Raw genomic sequence first — 15,230 nt, 5'->3', positions numbered from 1 at the left:
GATCCCCAGGTCATCCGCATGAAACACCTGCTGTACGTGGCCGCGCTCGGCGCCGGCCTGCTGTTCGCCGCTCCCGCGCCGGCCAGGCCCGCCGCCGACGCCGGCGATGACAAGGCCGCATCGACCGCGCCGGCACCGTTGCCGGCCGATGCCTCGGTCCGCCAGAGCATGCGCCTGGAAGGCCGCACCCTGGACTACACCGCCACCGTCGGCTCGCTGCCGGTGCGCGATGCGCAGGGCAAGACCATTGGCGAGGTGGTGTTCACCGCCTACACCGTGCCCGGCAAGGACCGCCCGGTCACTTTCGCGCTCAATGGCGGCCCCGGCGCCTCGTCGGTGTACCTGAACCTGGGCGCGGTGGGGCCGAAGGTGGTGGCGTTCGGCAGCGAAGGCGACAGCGCCTCGGCGCCGGCCACGCTGCGCGACAACCCCGGCACCTGGCTGGATTTCACCGACCTGGTGTTCATCGACCCGGTCGGCACCGGCTTCAGCCGCTCGCGGATTCCCGACGAGGAGGCGAAGAAGCAGTTCTTCAACCCGTCCGCCGACATCGAGTACCTGTCGCGGGTGGTATACGACTGGCTGCTGAAGAACCAGCGCATGACCTCGCGCAAGTACCTGGCCGGCGAAAGCTATGGCGGCTACCGCGGCCCGCGCATCACCCACTATCTGCAGACCCGGCTGGGGGTGGCGATGAACGGGCTGGTGCTGGTCTCGCCCTACCTGAGCCCGACCCTGGAGGACAACAGCGACGTCTCGCCGATGGCCTGGATCCAGACCCTGCCGTCGATCGCCGCCGCGCACCTGGAGCGCCAGGGCCGGCTCACTGACGCGGCGATGCGCGAGGTGGTCGAGTACGCCCGCAGCGACTACGCCAGCGCGCTGATGAAGGGCCGCTCCGACCCGCAGGCGACCGAGGCCATGCTGCGCCGGGTCACCGAGCTGACCGGCCTGGATCCGGTGTTCGTGCGCCGCGCCGGCGGCCGCCTGGAAACCCAGGCCTACCTGCGCGAGGTGTTCCGTGACAAGGGCACGCTGGGCAGCCGCTACGATTCCAACGTCACCGCCTTCGACCCCTTCCCCACCGATCCCGAGCAGCGTGCCAACGACCCGCTGCTGGACAGCATCATCGCCCCGACCACCACCGCCATGGTGGACTTCGTCACCCGCGTGGTCGGCTGGAAGGTGGATGCGCGCTACCACGCGCTGAGCTACGAGGTGAACCGCCAGTGGGACCGCAATGGCGACCTGCGTGCCGGCGCGGTCACCCAGCTGCGCCAGGCCGTGGCCATCGACCCGCGCCTGCAGGTGCTGATCGCGCATGGCTGGAACGACCTGTCATGCCCGTTCATGGGTTCGATCCTGACCGTGGACCAGATGCCGGCCATGGGCAGCGACCCGCAACGCGTGCAGGTGCGCAGCTATCCGGGCGGGCACATGTTCTACAGCCGCGCCGACAGCCAGGCCGCGTTCCGCCGCGACGTGCGCGCGCTGTACCAGCGCAACTGAAGCCCACGCCGGCGCACAACGAAAGGCCCGCCGGGAAGGCGGGCCTTTCTGCATGCAGCGGCCAACGGGCCGGCGGCCGGCTCGACCGGCTCAGTTCCAGCCGGCGAGCTCGAACAGCTTCAGGATCAGGTAGGCGCAGCCGCCGGCCGCCGGGATGGTCAGGATCCAGGCCCAGATGATGCGCTCGATCACCCCGATGCGCAGCGACTTCGGGTTCTTGGCGAAGCCAACGCCCATGATCGCGGTGGAGATGCTGTGGGTGGTCGAGACCGGCATGCCGAAGTGCGCGGCCAGGGTCAGGATGGTGGCCGAGCTGGTCTCCGCGGCGAAGCCGTGGATCGGGTGCAGCTTGACCATCTTGTGGCCCAGGGTCTTGATGATCTTCCAGCCGCCCGAGGCGGTACCGGCGGCCATCACCACCGCGCAGGTCAGCACGATCCACATGGCGATGCCATCGCCGGCATGCGCGTCCGGGTGCATGAACGCCAGCCACGACGGCAGGTTGTCCAGCGCGCCGGTGGCCTCGGCGCCGATCAGGGTCATGGCGATGATGCCCATGGTCTTCTGCGCGTCGTTGTGGCCATGGGCGAAGCCCATGTAGGCGGCCGAGACGATCTGCGCCTTGCCGAAGAACGCATTGACCCAGCGCGGACGCGCCAGCCGCCGCAGCACGCCACCGGCCCGCGCCATGCCGGCGATGATGGCCCACAGCAGGCACATCACCACGATGCCGAGCAGGAAGCCGGCGATCGGCGAGGTGATCATCGGCACGAACACCTTCCACAGCAGGCCCTTGTTCTGCGCCCAGTTGCCGAGGTTCTGCGACCAGATCAGCGCGTCCCAGTTGTTGTGCGCGGCGGCCAGGCCGGCGCCGCACAGGCCGCCGATCAGCGCGTGCGAGGACGAGGACGGCAGCCCTTTCCACCAGGTGATCAGGTTCCAGACGATGCCGCCGAGCAGCGCGCACAGGATCACCTGCGGGGTGACCTCGACCACGCTGGTGTTGAGCAGGCCGTTGGCGATGGTCAGCGCCACCGCGGTGCCGGTCAGCGCGCCGATCAGGTTCATGCCCGCGGCCAGCATCACCGCCCAGCCGGGCGAGAGCACCTTGGTGGCCACCACGGTGGCGATGGAGTTGGCGGTGTCGTGGAAGCCATTGATGAACTCGAACACGAGCGCCGCCAGGATCACGACGAGGACAAGGGTCAGCATCGCAGCTGCCCCCTCGGGTCAAGCGGGAAGTCCCGCCGCGCCGTGGCGGGACGGGGGATGTGGAAGCGCGGCTCGCGGGCATCGGCACAGCCGACGCCCCCGCTTCCGAAGCCGGAAATGCACGGGATCCGCATCATGGCGATCACGAGTTCTTCAACACGATCTGGTAGACCACCACCCCGGCCTCGCGGCAGCGGTCGATGGCTTTCTCCAGGATCTCGAAGAATTCCTTGAGCAGGAACATCTGCAGGTTGTCCAGGCGCCCGGAGTAGATTTCCCGGTACAGCTCGAGCATCAGCCGGTCGGCCTCGTTCTCCAGCGCGCGCAGCTTCTCGTTCATCGCCGTCATGCGGTCGATGTTCATGTGGCGCAGGTCCTTGACCATGTCCACCACCACCCCGGCGGCCTGCTCCAGCATCGCCGCGCGCGGGGCGAAATCGATGTGCGCCAGGTGCTGGGTGGCCAGCGCATAGCGGTCGGCGAACTTCTCGATCTGCTTGGGAATCTTGTACAGCGCCGAGCCCAGCGCCTCGATGTCCTCGCGCTCGATCGGGGTCATGAAGCTGTCCACCAGCGCCTGGCTGATCTTGTCCGAGGCCGCGCGCTCGCGCAGGCGGGCCAGCTTGAATGCATCCAGGGCGGGCTCGCGGTCGGCTTCGCGCATCATCGCGTGCAGCGCCTTGGCGCTGTCGGCGGCGGCCTGGGCGGCCTCGTCGAGATAGGTGTAGAACTGCTTGCCGGAGCCGAAAATGGTCTGCAATGAAAACATTGGAAATGCCTGTCCGCCGTCGCGGAAGGGACGGCACCGGGGCGAATTATGACGGCTGGATGACGTCTCGGGTATTCCCGGCCGGTTCCCGCCCACGAAAATGAACAGGCGGTTGCCGGCACCGCATGCCGGTTTGCTAAGATGCGGCGGCGCCCTCCGCGGGCGCACCCTATGGACGACGACCCTTACCCCCCGCCGCAGCGCCCGGGCACGCCCCTGAGCCCCTGCCGCCACCGCAAGCACCCTCCCTCCCTGCCAACGACCCGGGGAGCGACCCGTGTTTGAACTGATCCTCATCGTTTTCGCCCTGATCCTGCTCAACGGCTTCTTCGCCATGTCCGAGATGTCAGTCATGACATCGCGCAAGAGCCGGCTCAAGCAGATGTCCGCCACCAGCAAGCGCGCCGAGCGCGCCCTGGCGCTGGCCGAGAAGCCCGAGAACTTCCTGTCCACCGTGCAGATCGGCATCACCGTGATCGGCGTGCTGACCGGCTTCCTCGGTGGCGAAGCGCTGGGCGAAGCCATCGCCGCCTGGATCCAGGGGCTGATGCCGGGCTTCGACTACGCCGGCGCGGTCGGCAAGGCGCTGGCGGTCACCCTGATCACCTTCGTCACGCTGATCTTCGGCGAATTGGTGCCCAAGCGGCTGGCGCTGACCCGTTCGGAGGACATCGCCGGGCTGGTCGCGGTGCCGATGGGCTGGCTGGCCACGCTGGCTTTCCCGTTCGTGTGGCTGCTGTCGCGCACCACCCGGCTGGTGCTGCGCCTGCTGGGGCTGGGCAACACCGATTCGGCGTCGGTGACCGAAGAAGAGATCCGCATGCTGGTGGCCGAAAGCCACGAGGCCGGGGTGATCGACATCCACGAGCGCGACATGATGAACCGGGTCATGCGCCTGGGCGACCGCACCGCCGACAGCCTGATGACCCCGCGCAACCGCATCGCCTGGCTGGATACCAACGCCGATGTCGAGAAGAACCTGGAGACCATGCACGAGCATGCGTTCTCGCGTTACCCGGTGTACCGCGGCAACGACCAGGACATCGCCGGCATCCTCGAGGTCAAGTCGCTGGTCACGCGCCGCCTGCAGGGCGACACCCATGCGCTGTTCGAGAACCTGCGCGAGACGCTCTATGTCTCCGAATCCACCCATGCGATGAAGCTGCTGGAGATCTTCCGCGAGGAGCACCAGTCGATGGCGCTGGTGGTGGACGAGTACGGCGAGATCCAGGGCCTGGTGACCATCAGCGACCTGATGGGCGCGGTGGTCGGCCGCCTGCAGGCGCCGGAGAACACCGACGAGGACGCCCTGGTGGTCACCCGCGAGGACGGTTCGCTGCTGGTGGACGGTTCGCTGCCGGTGGATGACCTGCGCGAGCTGATGGGCGGGGTCGAGCTGCCCGATGCCGAGGAAGGCGACTACTACACCCTGGCCGGCATGTGCATGCACTTCTTCGGCCGCATCCCGCACGCCAGCGAGTACTTCGACTGGGCCGGCTGGCGCATCGAGATCGTCGATCTGGACGGCGCCCGCATCGACAAACTGCTGCTGCGCCGGCTGCCGGAAGAAGACGAAGATGACACCACCGGCTGAGCCGCAGGACGACGGGCCAGGCGCCGGCCCGGCCGCGGCGGGCGGCTACCGCAACGAGGGCATCCGCACCCTGCTGTCGATGTTCGAGCACGGCGACCCCGCGGAACAGCAGCCGCTGGGCAGGATCCTGCAGGGCCTGCAGGAAAGCGCGTTCGGGGTGTTCCTGTTCGTCGCCATCCTGCCGGCGTTCATTCCGGTGCCCGGCATCGGCGGCGCGGTCAGCGGCCCGCTGGTGCTGCTGATCGGCCTGCAGATGATGGCCGGCCTGGCGCGGCCCTGGGTGCCCGGGTTCATCGCCCGGCGCGGGCCCAGGCGCGGCACCATGCACCGCTTCCTGGGCCGCATCGATCGCCCGCTGCGGCGCCTGGACCGGATGCTCAAACCGCGCCTGCCGGCCCTGGTGGGGCCGCTTCCGGCGCGGGTGTTCACGGGGTTGCTGCTGGTCATGACCGGTGTGCTGCTGTCGCTGCCGATCCCGCTGACCAACTATCTGTTCGGCTTCCAGCTGCTGCTGTTCGCGCTGGCGCTGATCGAGCGCGATGGCGCGCTGATGCTGTTCAACTGGGTCGCGGCGCTCGCCGCCGGCCTGTTCTTCGGTCTCGGCTCGGGGCAGCTGGTCGGCCACACCGTCGAACTGTTCCAGCGCTGGACCAGCTGAGCCCTGCCGCGCGCGGCGCCCGCAACTACCCCGGCCCCGACCGACGGCTCAGGGCCGCGCCTGCCAGGCCCGCATCGCCAGTTCGAACGAGCGCAGCCGCGCGGCATGGTCGAAGATGTTGGCGGTGAGCATCATTTCGTCGGGCCGGTGGCGCGCGGCAAAGGCCGCCAGCCCCTCGCCCACCTGCTGCGGGTCGCCGAGCACGGTGCAGGCCAGCGCCCGCTCCACCCCGGCCTTCTCGTGCGGCTCCCAGAACGCCTCGATGTCGTCCACCGGCGGCGGGATCCGTCCCGGACGGCCGCGCCGCAGGTTGACGAAGCTCTGCTGCTGGGTCGTGAACAGCCGCCGGGACTCGGCCTCCGACGCGCTGGCCACCACGTTCAGCGCCAGGATCGCCCAGGGTGCCTGCAAGCGGGCGGACGGGCGGAAATCGCGGCGGTACAGCGCCACGGCCTCATCCATCGCGTCCGGGGCGAAGTGCGAGGCGAACGCGAACGGCAGGCCCATCGCCGCCGCCAGCCGCGCGCTGAACAGGCTGGAGCCCAGCAGCCACACCGGCACGTCGATGCCCGCGCCCGGCACCGCCTGCACGCCCTGCCCGGCTGCACCGGTTCGAAGTAATGCAGCAGCTCGGCCACGTCCTGGGGGAACTGGTCGGCGCTGTCGAAGTAGCGGCGCAGCGCGCGGGCGGTGGCATGGTCGGTACCCGGCGCGCGGCCCAGCCCCAGGTCGATGCGCCCCGGATACAGCGAAGCCAGGGTGCCGAACTGTTCGGCCACCTGCAGCGGCGAGTGGTTGGGCAGCATGATGCCGCCGGCGCCGACGCGGATGGTCGAGGTGCCGCCGGCGACATGCCCGATCAGCACCGAGGTGGCCGCACTGGCGATGCCCGGCATGTTGTGGTGCTCGGCCAGCCAGTAGCGGCGATAGCCCCAGCGCTCGGCATGGCGCGCGAGGTCGAGCATGTTGGCGAACGCCTGGCCCGGCGTGGCGCCTTCGCAGACGGGGGCGAGGTCGAGGACGGAAAGGGGAATCATGCGGCGGCTTCCGGCAGGAGGTTCCTGCAACATGGGGCGCGCGGGGCGGTTTCCCATCCCTGCGCGCGGCGCCGGCGGCCGAACACTGTTTTCCGGCCCGTCGCACGCGCGCTCGCAGCGGCCGGGAGCCTCGGCGGGCAGGCCGCATGCGGGGCGGGCCCGCGCCTACGGGGTGGCTTGGTCGACCAGCGGCTGCAGCTGCGGGTCCAGCGCCACGCGCTCGTCGAACACGAAGCAGCGGCCTTCGTAGCCCTCGCCGCCCACTTCCTCGAAATACCCCAGGATGCCGCCGTCCAGCTGCAGCACGTTGTCCATGCCGTCATTGCGCATCCACAGCGCGGCTTTCTCGCAGCGGATGCCACCGGTGCAGAAACTGACCACGGTGGCGTCGGCAAGGTCGGCGCGGTGCGGCGCCAGTGCCGCCGGCAGGTCGGTGAAACGGGCGATGGGCAGGGTCAGGGCGCCGGCGAAGGTGCCGTGCGCGAACTCCTGCGCGTTGCGGGTGTCGAGCATCACCACGCGCCTGCCTTCATCGTCATGGCCCTGCCGCAGCCAGCGCCGCAGCGTGGCCGGGGCCACGGACGGCGCGCGCGGGTAATCCAGCGGCTGGCCGTCGTCGCGGCGGAAGCTGATGATCTCCGGCTTGACCTTGGCCTTGAGCCGCGCGAACGGCTGCATGCGGCTGTAGCTGTACTTGACCCGCATGGTGGCAAAGCGCGGGTCGGCCTTCAGCGCGGCGTAGAACGCGTCGATGCCGTCGCGGTCGCCGGCCAGGAACAGGTTGAGGCCCTCGTCCGCCACCAGGATCGTGCCGCGCAGTGCGCGTGCCTGCGCCCGCTCCAGCAGGGTGGCGGCCAGGGCGTCCGCATCGGCGATGGGAACGAAGTGGTAGGCGGCGGTATTGACGATCATCGGCATATTTTACGGCGCACGCGGGCGTCAGCCACGCAACAGCATGAACGGCAGCAGCACCAGTGAGGCAGCGGCCAGCATGCCCAGCAGCACCGCGACCACGTACAGTGGCCGCCGCCGCAGCAGCGAGCCGAAGGTCTCGGCGGTGCCGTTGCGCAGCGCGGCCTCGCGCTCGGCGCGCACGCGCCGCGCACGCGCGGCCTGGTAGCCGTCCATCAATTCCTTCGCGCGTGCGTGGTCCTGCCGGTCACGCAGCCACAGCCCGCCACTGGAAATGCCCCAGGGGCTGGGTTCGGTGCGGTACCAGGCAATACCGTGACGGTCGAGCAGTTCGCAGACTTCGCGGCTCTCGTCGTCGTCGACATTGCGCAGATTGAGCAGCAGTTTGGCCATCGCGCCATGATACCCGCTGGCGATGCGCTACCCTTGCGCGCCGTGGCGCTGGCGCCCCCATGCCGCACGCGCCCGTGCGTGCGCGGGGCGGTGCCGCAGCCCCCTGCCCCGGCCTGCCGCGCATCCCGCGCGGCCGCCCTCAACCTGGAGTCCCCCATGCGTCGCCTGTTCGTGCCGTTGCTGTTGTCTCTGCTTGCCGCCGGTTGCACCCCGCCCGGGCCGCCGCCCGGGGGCAGCATCGCCGCCTTCGAGCGCATCGACACGGTGCCGGGCAGCGGCGCCGAAGCGGTACCGGGGACCCGGGTCACCGTGCACTACACCGGCTGGATCTACGACGAGCGCCGCGCCGACAAGCATGGCGACAAGTTCGACAGCTCGCTCGACCGCGGCGAACCGTTCACCTTCGATCTTGGCGAGAAGCAGGTCATCCGCGGCTGGGACGAAGGCGTGGCCGGGATGAAGGTCGGCGGCAAGCGCACGCTGATGATTCCGGCGGACTACGGCTACGGCAACCGCCGTGCCGGCCCGATCGCGCCGGGTTCCTCGCTGGTGTTCGATGTCGAACTGCTCGATGTCCAGCCACGCTGATCCGGCCGGCGCCGGCAAGCGGGTGGCGGTGGTCGGCGGCGGCCCCGCCGGGCTGTTCGCCGCCGAACGCCTGCGCGCGGCCGGCCTGTCGGTCGACCTGTACGAGGCCAAGGGTTCGCCCGGGCGCAAGTTCCTGATCGCCGGCAAGGGCGGACTGAACCTCACCCATTCCGAACCGCGCCCGCGGTTCGACCAGCGCTACCGCGAGCGCCAAGCGGAGGTCGCCGGCTGGTTGGACGGCTTCGATGCCGAGGCGCTGCGCGGGTGGGCGCGTGGCCTGGGCGTGGACACCTATGTCGGCAGTTCCGGGCGGGTGTTCCCGCTCGACCGCAAGGCCGCGCCGCTGCTGCGCGGCTGGGTGCGGCGGCTGAAGGAACAGGGCGTGCGCTTCCACGTGCAGCATCGCTGGCTGGGCTGGAACGACGACGGCGCACTGCGCATGCAGACCAGCGATGGCGACGTCGCCGTGAACGTCGACGCCACCGTGCTGGCGCTGGGCGGCGGCAGCTGGCCCGAACTCGGTTCCGATGGCGCCTGGGTGGACACGCTGCGCGCGCGCGGCGTGGACGTGGCGCCACTGCAGGCGGCCAACTGCGGCTTCGACATCGAATGGAGCGGGCATTTCCGCCAGCGCCATGCCGGCAGCCCGCTCAAGCCGGTCATCGCGCACTGGCGCGACCTGCACGGCGCCCCCCAGCAGTTGCAGGGCGAATGCGTCGCCAGCGAGTACGGCATCGAAGGCAGCCTGGTCTATGCCATCGCCGCCGACCTGCGCGAGACGATCAACCGCGACGGCCATGCGCTGCTGGAACTGGACCTGGTGCCGGGCCGCGACGCGGCGCGCCTGCGTGCCGAGCTGTCGCGCCCGCGCAGGGGGCGCAGCTTCGGCGAGCACCTGCGGCGCGCCACGGGCATCGACGCCGCCAAGGCCGCGCTGGTGTTCGAACGGCTCGGCAAGGACGCCGGCAACGACCCGGACGCCGTGGCACGCACGCTCAAGCGCCTGCCGCTGCGCCTGCTGCGGCCGCGGCCGATGGCCGAGGCCATCAGCAGCGCCGGCGGCGTATGTCTGGAGGCGACGAACGCGGGACTGATGCTGCAGGCGCTGCCCGGGGTGTTCTGCGCCGGCGAGATGCTGGACTGGGAAGCACCGACCGGTGGTTACCTGCTCACCGCGTGCTATGCCAGCGCCCTGCGCGCGGCAGACGGCGTGATCGCCTGGCTACGCTAAGCACATTTCCGCAGGTACGCAGCCTGCTCCGCACGCCACTGCGGTCGAGGCAGGACATGCAGCACCGCCTGCCCCGCCCTCAGTGCAGCTTGGTCCCGCGCAGCGCCGCGATCCGTGCCGGCGGGTCGAACGAATCGCTGCGCGCGTCCGCCCAGTATTCGCGGAACACCGCATGCCCCGGCACGCGGTCGAGCAGTTCGCCCGGCGACAGGTAGCGGTACAGGGTCGCCATCGAGCGGATCTCGATCGGCGACACCCGCCGCAGGATGTGCTCGGGGCCCAGTTCCGACGGGTCGTTCAGGCCGGCCGCGCCCAGCAGGTCGCGCAGCGCACGCAGGGTGTTCTCGTGGAAATTGCGTACCCGCTCGGCCTTGTCGGTCGGGTCCAGGTGGCGCCAGCGGCTGGGGTCCTGGGTGGCGATGCCGGTGGGACACTTGTCGTTGTGGCAGCTCAATGACTGGATGCAGCCCAGCGCGAACATGAAGCCACGCCCGGCGTTGCACCAGTCCGCGCCCAGCGCGATGGTCCGCGCGATGTCGAAGGCGCTGGTCACCTTGCCGGCCGCGCCGATGCGGATGCGGTCGCGCAGGTCCAGGCCCACCAGCGTGTTGTGCACCAGGATCAGCGCCTCGTTCATCGGTACACCGACATGGTCGATGAACTCCGCCGGCGATGCGCCGGTGCCGCCCTCGGCACCATCGACCACGATGAAGTCGGGCAGCAACCCGGTCTCGTGCATGGCCTTGGCAATGCCGAACCATTCCCACGGATGGCCGATGGCCAGCTTGAAGCCGGTCGGCTTGCCGCCGGACAGCTCGCGCAGACGCGCGACGAACTGCAGCAGCTCCACCGGGGTGGAGAACGCCGAGTGCCGCGACGGCGACACGCAGTCCACGCCCATCGGCACGCCACGGGTCACTGAGATCTCGGCACTGACCTTGGCCGCGGGCAGCACCCCGCCGTGGCCGGGCTTGGCGCCCTGCGACAGCTTGATCTCGATCATCTTGACCTGGTCGTGGTTGGCGTTCTCGACGAAGCGCTCCTCGCTGAAACGGCCGTGTTCGTCACGGCACCCGAAGTAACCGGAGCCGATCTCCCACACCAGGTCGCCACCGTTCTCGCGGTGGTAAGGCGAAATCGAGCCTTCGCCGGTGTCATGGTAGAAGCCGCCCATCTTCGCGCCCTTGTTCAGCGCACGGATGGCGTTGGCCGACAACGAACCGAAGCTCATCGCCGAAATGTTGAACACGCTGGCCGAATACGGCCGCGCGCAGCCGGCGCCGATCACCACGCGGAAGTCATGGTGCGGAATGCTGGTGGGCGCCATCGAGTGGTTGATCCACTCGTAGTCCACCGCATAGGTACTGCGCAACGTGCCGAACGGCACCACGTCCATCACGTTGCGCGCACGCTGGTAGACCAGCTGCCGCTGCTGGCGCGAGAACGGCACGTCCTCCAGGTCGCTCTGCACGAAGTACTGGCGGATTTCCGGGCCGATGGATTCGAAGCCGTAACGAAAGTGCGCCAGCACCGGGTAATTGCGCCGCAGCACGCTGCGCCGCTGCAGCACGTCCCAGGTGCCGAGCAGCGCCATGGCGCCGAACAGGCCCACGCCCCAGTACCAGGCGGGCCAGTGTTGCGCCAAAGCCAGCGATACCGGCAGCAGGACCAGCGCCAGTACGTAAACCAGATAACGGTGCATGGCCGTCCTCGTGACCGGGGATGGCGGATTCTACAACCGGTCGTCCACCACGTGCCGCGGCCACGCCGACTTGACGTCGTACACCACCATGTCGGCCACGCCCAGCGCGCGAATACGCGCGGCATCGAGTTCGCGGAACTGGCGGTGCGCCACCGCGAGCACCACCGCGTCGTACTGGCCGTGCGCAGGGGCGTCGACCAGCTTCAGGCCGGACTCGCGTTCGGCCTCGTCCGCGTCGGCCCATGGATCGAACGCATCCACCCGCGCGCCCTGCCCGGCCAGCAGGCGCGCCAGGTCCAGCGCCCGGCTGTTGCGCAGATCCGGGCAGTCCTCCTTGAACGTCACCCCCAGCACCAGCACCCGCGCCCCGCGCAGTGCCTTGCCCTTGCCGGCCAGCAGCGCGTCCACCCGCGCCACCACGTGTGCGACCACCCGGTTGTTGACCTGGCGCGCGGTGTGGATCAGGTCCGGGTGGTAACCCACGCTCTCGGACTTGTGCAGCAGGTAATACGGGTCCACGCCGATGCAGTGGCCGCCGACCATGCCCGGGCGGAACGGCAGGAAGTTCCACTTGGTGCCGGCCGCTTCCAGCACGTCCAGCGTATCGATGCCGAGCCGGTCGAAGATCAGGGCCAGTTCGTTGACCAGGGCGATGTTGACGTCGCGCTGGATGTTCTCCACCACCTTGGCCGCTTCGGCCACGCGCAGCGAGGGCGCGCGCCAGGTGCCGGCGGCGATGATGCGCCGGTACAGCGCGTCCACCACCTCGGCCGCTTCCGGCGTGGAACCGGAGGTGATCTTGCGGATGTCCGGCAGGCGCCGCTGGCGGTCGCCCGGATTGATCCGCTCCGGGCTGTAGCCGCACCAGAAATCCTGGTTGAAGCGCAGGCCCGAGCCCTGCTCCAGCAACGGCACGCAGACTTCCTCGGTGGTACCGGGGTAGACGGTGGATTCGTAGATCACCAGGTCGCCGCGCTTGAGCACCCCGGCGATCAGCTGGCTGGCGCCGCGCAACGGCTCCAGGTCGGGCTGCTCCCAGGCATCGATGGGCGTGGGCACGGTGACGATGAACACGTTGCACCGGGCCAGTTCGGCGGCGTCGGCGCAATAGCGCAGGCAGGCGGCCGCCGCCAGTTCGGCGGCATCCAGTTCCAACGTGCGGTCATGGCCCTGGCGGAGTTCGGCCACGCGCCCGGCGTCGATATCGTAGCCAAGCGTGTCCAGCGTCCGCCCGAACTCGACCGCCAGCGGCAGGCCGACATAGCCCAGGCCAATGACGGCGATGCGCGGCGCACTGGCTGCGGAAATGTCGGCGCTCATCCCATCCCTCGAGGTTGCATGCTGGTGCCCGGAGCCGGAATCGAACCGGCATGGGGTTGCCCCCGGCGGATTTTAAGTCCGATGCGTCTACCAGTTTCGCCATCCGGGCATCGCGATAGCCTGCCTGATCGAGGCGCGCTTGTGAATCCGACGCTGCTGCACGGGTGGGCCGCGCCATCGCGGCAGGGCTGCCGCGGCCGATCCCGCCGCGCGCGTGGCCGTCGCACGCCAGCCGCGCGCCGCGGCGGCGTCAGATTGCCCGCGAATAGCGCGCGGGCTGCTGCGGCGCCTGCAGGTAACGGTCGAAGCACATGGCGATCAGGCGCAGCAGCGGCCGCCCCTGCCGGGTCGCGGCGACGACGCCGTCGTGGTACCGCGCCAGCCCGTCGGCGGCCAGGCGCTGCAGCGCCGCCAGTTCGCTGGCGAAGTACTGCTCGAAATCAATGCCGTGGCGCGCCGCCAGGGCGTGGCCATCCACGCGCCCATGGCACATCAGCTGCTGGATCAGCTCGGCGCGCAGTACATCGTCGGCATCCAGCTCCAGCCCGCGCCATACCGGCAGCCCGCCGGCATCGATCCGCGCCTCCCAGTCCTTCAGGTCACGCGGGTTCTGGCTGTAGCTGTTGTCGATCCGGCTGATGGCGCTGACCCCCAGGCCCAGCAGGTCGGTCTCGGCATGGGTGGTGTAACCCATGAAATTGCGGTGCAGGCTGCCGGCGCGCTGCGCGCGTGACAGGTCCTCTTCCGGCAGCGCGAAATGGTCCATGCCGATGTACTGGTAACCGGCGGCCGAGAGCCGCTCCACCGCCAGCCCCAGCAGCGCCAGCTTGCGTTCGGCGTCGGGCAGGTCCGCATCGACGATCCGCCGCTGCGCCTTGAACAGGTGCGGCATGTGCGCGTAGCCGTAGATCGCCAGCCGGTCCGGGCGCACCGCCAGCACGGTTTGCAGCGTGCGCGCGAAGCCTTCCAGGGTCTGCTTCGGCAGGCCGTAGATCAGGTCGACGTTGACCGAGCGCAGGCCATGACGGCGGCAGGCGTCGATGATCGCCAGCGTTTCGTCCACGCCCTGCACGCGGTTGATCGCCTGCTGCACCGCCGGGTCGAAATCCTGCACGCCGAGGCTGGCGCGGTTGAAGCCCAGTCGCGCCAGCACGGCGATATCGTCCGGACTGACCGAGCGCGGGTCCAGTTCGATGGAGAAATCGCGGCCGGCATCACTGCTGAAGCGGAAGCGCTGGCGCAGCCCCTCGACCAGGCGCGACAGCTGTTCCGGCTCGAGGAAGTTCGGGGTGCCGCCGCCGAAGTGCAGTTGGGTGACCTCGCGCCCGGGCGCGAACAACGGCGCCACCCGGTCCGCCTCGGCCAGCACGCGGTCCACGTACGGCGCGCCCTTGTCGCGGTCGCGGCTGATGACCCGGTTGCAGCCGCAGTAGAAGCACGGACTGGTGCAGTACGGCACGTGCACGTACAGCGACAGCGGCCGCGCCGATGCATTGCTGCGCGCGATCGCCTCGCGGAACTGCCCGGCGCCGTAGCCGTCGTGGAAGTGCGGCGCGGTGGGATAGGAGGTATAGCGCGGCCCCGGACGATCATGGCGGCGCAGGATGTCCGGGTCGAAGGTCCAGCCCAGCGGGTCGGGAAATGCAAGGGGAGTGTCCATGGGCACAGACTGCCGCATGCCGCGCAAGGCCGCCTTGAGCCAGATCAATGAGGCAGGAGTGAATGAAGAGGAGTGAGAAGTGAGAGAAGGCAGAGCCATCATCTCCGCGCAGGCGGAGATCGCTCTTGATCCTTTTTACTACTCACTCCTCTTCACTCACTCCCCGCTACTGCCCCAGCACCTGCAGCGTCGGCCAGCGCGACATCTGGAAGCGGCGCCAGAAATTGCCGGCGATGCGCTCGGCGGCATCGTCGGCCAGCCGTTGCATCGGCACGTTGCCCAGTTCGGCCGTGGTCTGCCGGAACAGCTGCAGCCAGCGCGCGAACAGCTCCTCGCGCAGTTCGTCGATCACCATGTGCTTCTGCATCGGCGCGCCCTGGAAACGGCGGGTGCCACGCAGCAGCGCCGACCAGAAATCGACCAGGTGCCGCATGTGCGCCTCCCAGTCGTGGACATGGGCCTCGAACACCGGGCCCAGCAGATCGTCCTGGCGCACCCGGCCGTAGAACGCGCGCACCAGGCGGTCGATCTCTTCCTCGCTGCACAGATCCGCTGCCGGTTGCGGCACGCGCCCATCGTTCATCGCTGCAGAACTCCTCGCCTGGCGGCCATTGTGCTGAACGGCTTCCGGGCACGGCTTGATCC

The 15,230-nt window shown here is 69.5% G+C and carries 13 protein-coding genes, 1 tRNA gene and 1 pseudogene; 5 read left to right on the top strand and 10 right to left on the bottom strand.

The window, feature by feature from the left end:
• The first annotated feature begins 18 nt into the window (after positions 1–18).
• Positions 19–1,509: a peptidase S10 gene (locus B1L07_06365; protein ID AUZ54782.1), complete on the top strand. Its 1,491-nt coding sequence runs from the start codon at positions 19–21 to the stop codon at positions 1,507–1,509.
• A gap of 90 nt (positions 1,510–1,599) precedes the next feature.
• On the opposite strand, the gene B1L07_06360 is transcribed toward B1L07_06365, so the two are convergent.
• Both B1L07_06360 and B1L07_06355 read right to left on the bottom strand, forming a co-directional pair.
• Entirely contained in the window at positions 1,600–2,721 is a 1,122-nt protein-coding gene (locus tag B1L07_06360) for an inorganic phosphate transporter (protein ID AUZ54781.1), read from the bottom strand.
• A gap of 142 nt (positions 2,722–2,863) precedes the next feature.
• Positions 2,864–3,490, bottom strand: coding sequence for a pit accessory protein (locus B1L07_06355; protein AUZ54780.1), 627 nt, complete (start codon positions 3,488–3,490; stop codon positions 2,864–2,866).
• Between the two features lie 277 nt (positions 3,491–3,767).
• On the opposite strand from B1L07_06355, the gene B1L07_06350 reads away from it, so the two are divergent.
• Positions 3,768–5,084, top strand: a complete 1,317-nt coding sequence (locus B1L07_06350) for a hemolysin (protein AUZ54779.1) — start codon at positions 3,768–3,770, stop codon at positions 5,082–5,084.
• Positions 5,068–5,742 (top strand): hypothetical protein, encoded by a 675-nt coding sequence (locus B1L07_06345; protein AUZ54778.1) that lies wholly within the window; start codon positions 5,068–5,070, stop codon positions 5,740–5,742. The genes B1L07_06350 and B1L07_06345 overlap by 17 nt, the downstream gene beginning before the upstream one ends.
• A 48-nt stretch (positions 5,743–5,790) precedes the next feature.
• On the opposite strand, the pseudogene B1L07_06340 reads toward B1L07_06345, so the two are convergent.
• The 3 genes and pseudogenes from B1L07_06340 to B1L07_06330 all read right to left on the bottom strand — a co-directional run bounded on the left by B1L07_06340 (position 5,791) and on the right by B1L07_06330 (position 8,084).
• Positions 5,791–6,779, bottom strand: a pseudogene (locus B1L07_06340) (luciferase family oxidoreductase).
• Between the two features lie 165 nt (positions 6,780–6,944).
• Complete coding sequence (locus tag B1L07_06335) at positions 6,945–7,691, bottom strand: sulfurtransferase (protein AUZ56490.1); 747 nt, start codon at positions 7,689–7,691, stop codon at positions 6,945–6,947.
• 27 nt (positions 7,692–7,718) lie between these two features.
• The gene (locus tag B1L07_06330) at positions 7,719–8,084 is read right to left on the bottom strand and encodes a hypothetical protein (protein AUZ54777.1); all 366 of its coding nucleotides are present in this window, start codon (positions 8,082–8,084) and stop codon (positions 7,719–7,721) included.
• Positions 8,085–8,240: 156 nt separating this feature from the next.
• Here B1L07_06330 and B1L07_06325 point away from each other — a divergent pair, with 156 nt between their 5' ends.
• Entirely contained in the window at positions 8,241–8,672 is a 432-nt protein-coding gene (locus B1L07_06325; GenBank protein ID AUZ54776.1) for a peptidylprolyl isomerase, read from the top strand.
• Positions 8,641–9,903 carry an NAD(FAD)-utilizing dehydrogenase gene (locus tag B1L07_06320; GenBank protein AUZ54775.1) on the top strand — a complete coding sequence of 421 codons (1,263 nt, stop codon included), beginning with the start codon at positions 8,641–8,643 and terminating at the stop codon, positions 9,901–9,903. Before B1L07_06325 ends, B1L07_06320 begins: the two co-directional genes overlap by 32 nt.
• A gap of 79 nt (positions 9,904–9,982) precedes the next feature.
• Here the strand turns inward: B1L07_06320 and B1L07_06315 are convergent, their stop codons facing one another.
• The 5 genes from B1L07_06315 to B1L07_06295 form a co-directional block, all read right to left on the bottom strand.
• On the bottom strand, positions 9,983–11,605 hold the full coding sequence (locus B1L07_06315; GenBank protein AUZ54774.1) for an FMN-binding glutamate synthase family protein: 1,623 nt from the start codon (positions 11,603–11,605) through the stop codon (positions 9,983–9,985).
• Between the two features lie 30 nt (positions 11,606–11,635).
• Positions 11,636–12,925, bottom strand: a complete 1,290-nt coding sequence (locus B1L07_06310; protein ID AUZ54773.1) for a UDP-N-acetyl-D-galactosamine dehydrogenase — start codon at positions 12,923–12,925, stop codon at positions 11,636–11,638.
• 22 nt (positions 12,926–12,947) lie between these two features.
• A tRNA-Leu gene (locus tag B1L07_06305) sits at positions 12,948–13,034 on the bottom strand.
• A gap of 141 nt (positions 13,035–13,175) precedes the next feature.
• On the bottom strand, positions 13,176–14,585 hold the full coding sequence (locus B1L07_06300) for an oxygen-independent coproporphyrinogen III oxidase (protein ID AUZ56489.1): 1,410 nt from the start codon (positions 14,583–14,585) through the stop codon (positions 13,176–13,178).
• Between the two features lie 166 nt (positions 14,586–14,751).
• The gene (locus B1L07_06295; GenBank protein ID AUZ54772.1) at positions 14,752–15,168 is read right to left on the bottom strand and encodes a preprotein translocase subunit TatC; all 417 of its coding nucleotides are present in this window, start codon (positions 15,166–15,168) and stop codon (positions 14,752–14,754) included.
• Positions 15,169–15,230 lie beyond the last annotated feature (62 nt).

It is taken from the genome of Stenotrophomonas acidaminiphila (assembly GCA_002951995.1).
Taxonomy (GTDB): domain Bacteria; phylum Pseudomonadota; class Gammaproteobacteria; order Xanthomonadales; family Xanthomonadaceae; genus Stenotrophomonas; species Stenotrophomonas acidaminiphila_A.
The sequence above is the reverse complement of the archived record's forward strand: the minus strand, read 5'-3'. Positions and strand labels throughout refer to the sequence as shown.

Coding starts and splice junctions, on each gene's coding strand:
- B1L07_06365 (AUZ54782.1), top strand. CDS start 19: ATGAAACACCTGCTGTACGTGGCCGCGCTCGGCGCCGGCCTGCTGTTC.
- B1L07_06360 (AUZ54781.1), bottom strand. CDS start 2,721: ATGCTGACCCTTGTCCTCGTCGTGATCCTGGCGGCGCTCGTGTTCGAG.
- B1L07_06355 (AUZ54780.1), bottom strand. CDS start 3,490: ATGTTTTCATTGCAGACCATTTTCGGCTCCGGCAAGCAGTTCTACACC.
- B1L07_06345 (AUZ54778.1), top strand. CDS start 5,068: ATGACACCACCGGCTGAGCCGCAGGACGACGGGCCAGGCGCCGGCCCG.
- B1L07_06335 (AUZ56490.1), bottom strand. CDS start 7,691: ATGATCGTCAATACCGCCGCCTACCACTTCGTTCCCATCGCCGATGCG.
- B1L07_06330 (AUZ54777.1), bottom strand. CDS start 8,084: ATGGCCAAACTGCTGCTCAATCTGCGCAATGTCGACGACGACGAGAGC.
- B1L07_06325 (AUZ54776.1), top strand. CDS start 8,241: ATGCGTCGCCTGTTCGTGCCGTTGCTGTTGTCTCTGCTTGCCGCCGGT.
- B1L07_06320 (AUZ54775.1), top strand. CDS start 8,641: ATGTCGAACTGCTCGATGTCCAGCCACGCTGATCCGGCCGGCGCCGGC.
- B1L07_06315 (AUZ54774.1), bottom strand. CDS start 11,605: ATGCACCGTTATCTGGTTTACGTACTGGCGCTGGTCCTGCTGCCGGTA.
- B1L07_06310 (AUZ54773.1), bottom strand. CDS start 12,925: ATGAGCGCCGACATTTCCGCAGCCAGTGCGCCGCGCATCGCCGTCATT.
- B1L07_06300 (AUZ56489.1), bottom strand. CDS start 14,585: ATGGACACTCCCCTTGCATTTCCCGACCCGCTGGGCTGGACCTTCGAC.
- B1L07_06295 (AUZ54772.1), bottom strand. CDS start 15,168: ATGAACGATGGGCGCGTGCCGCAACCGGCAGCGGATCTGTGCAGCGAG.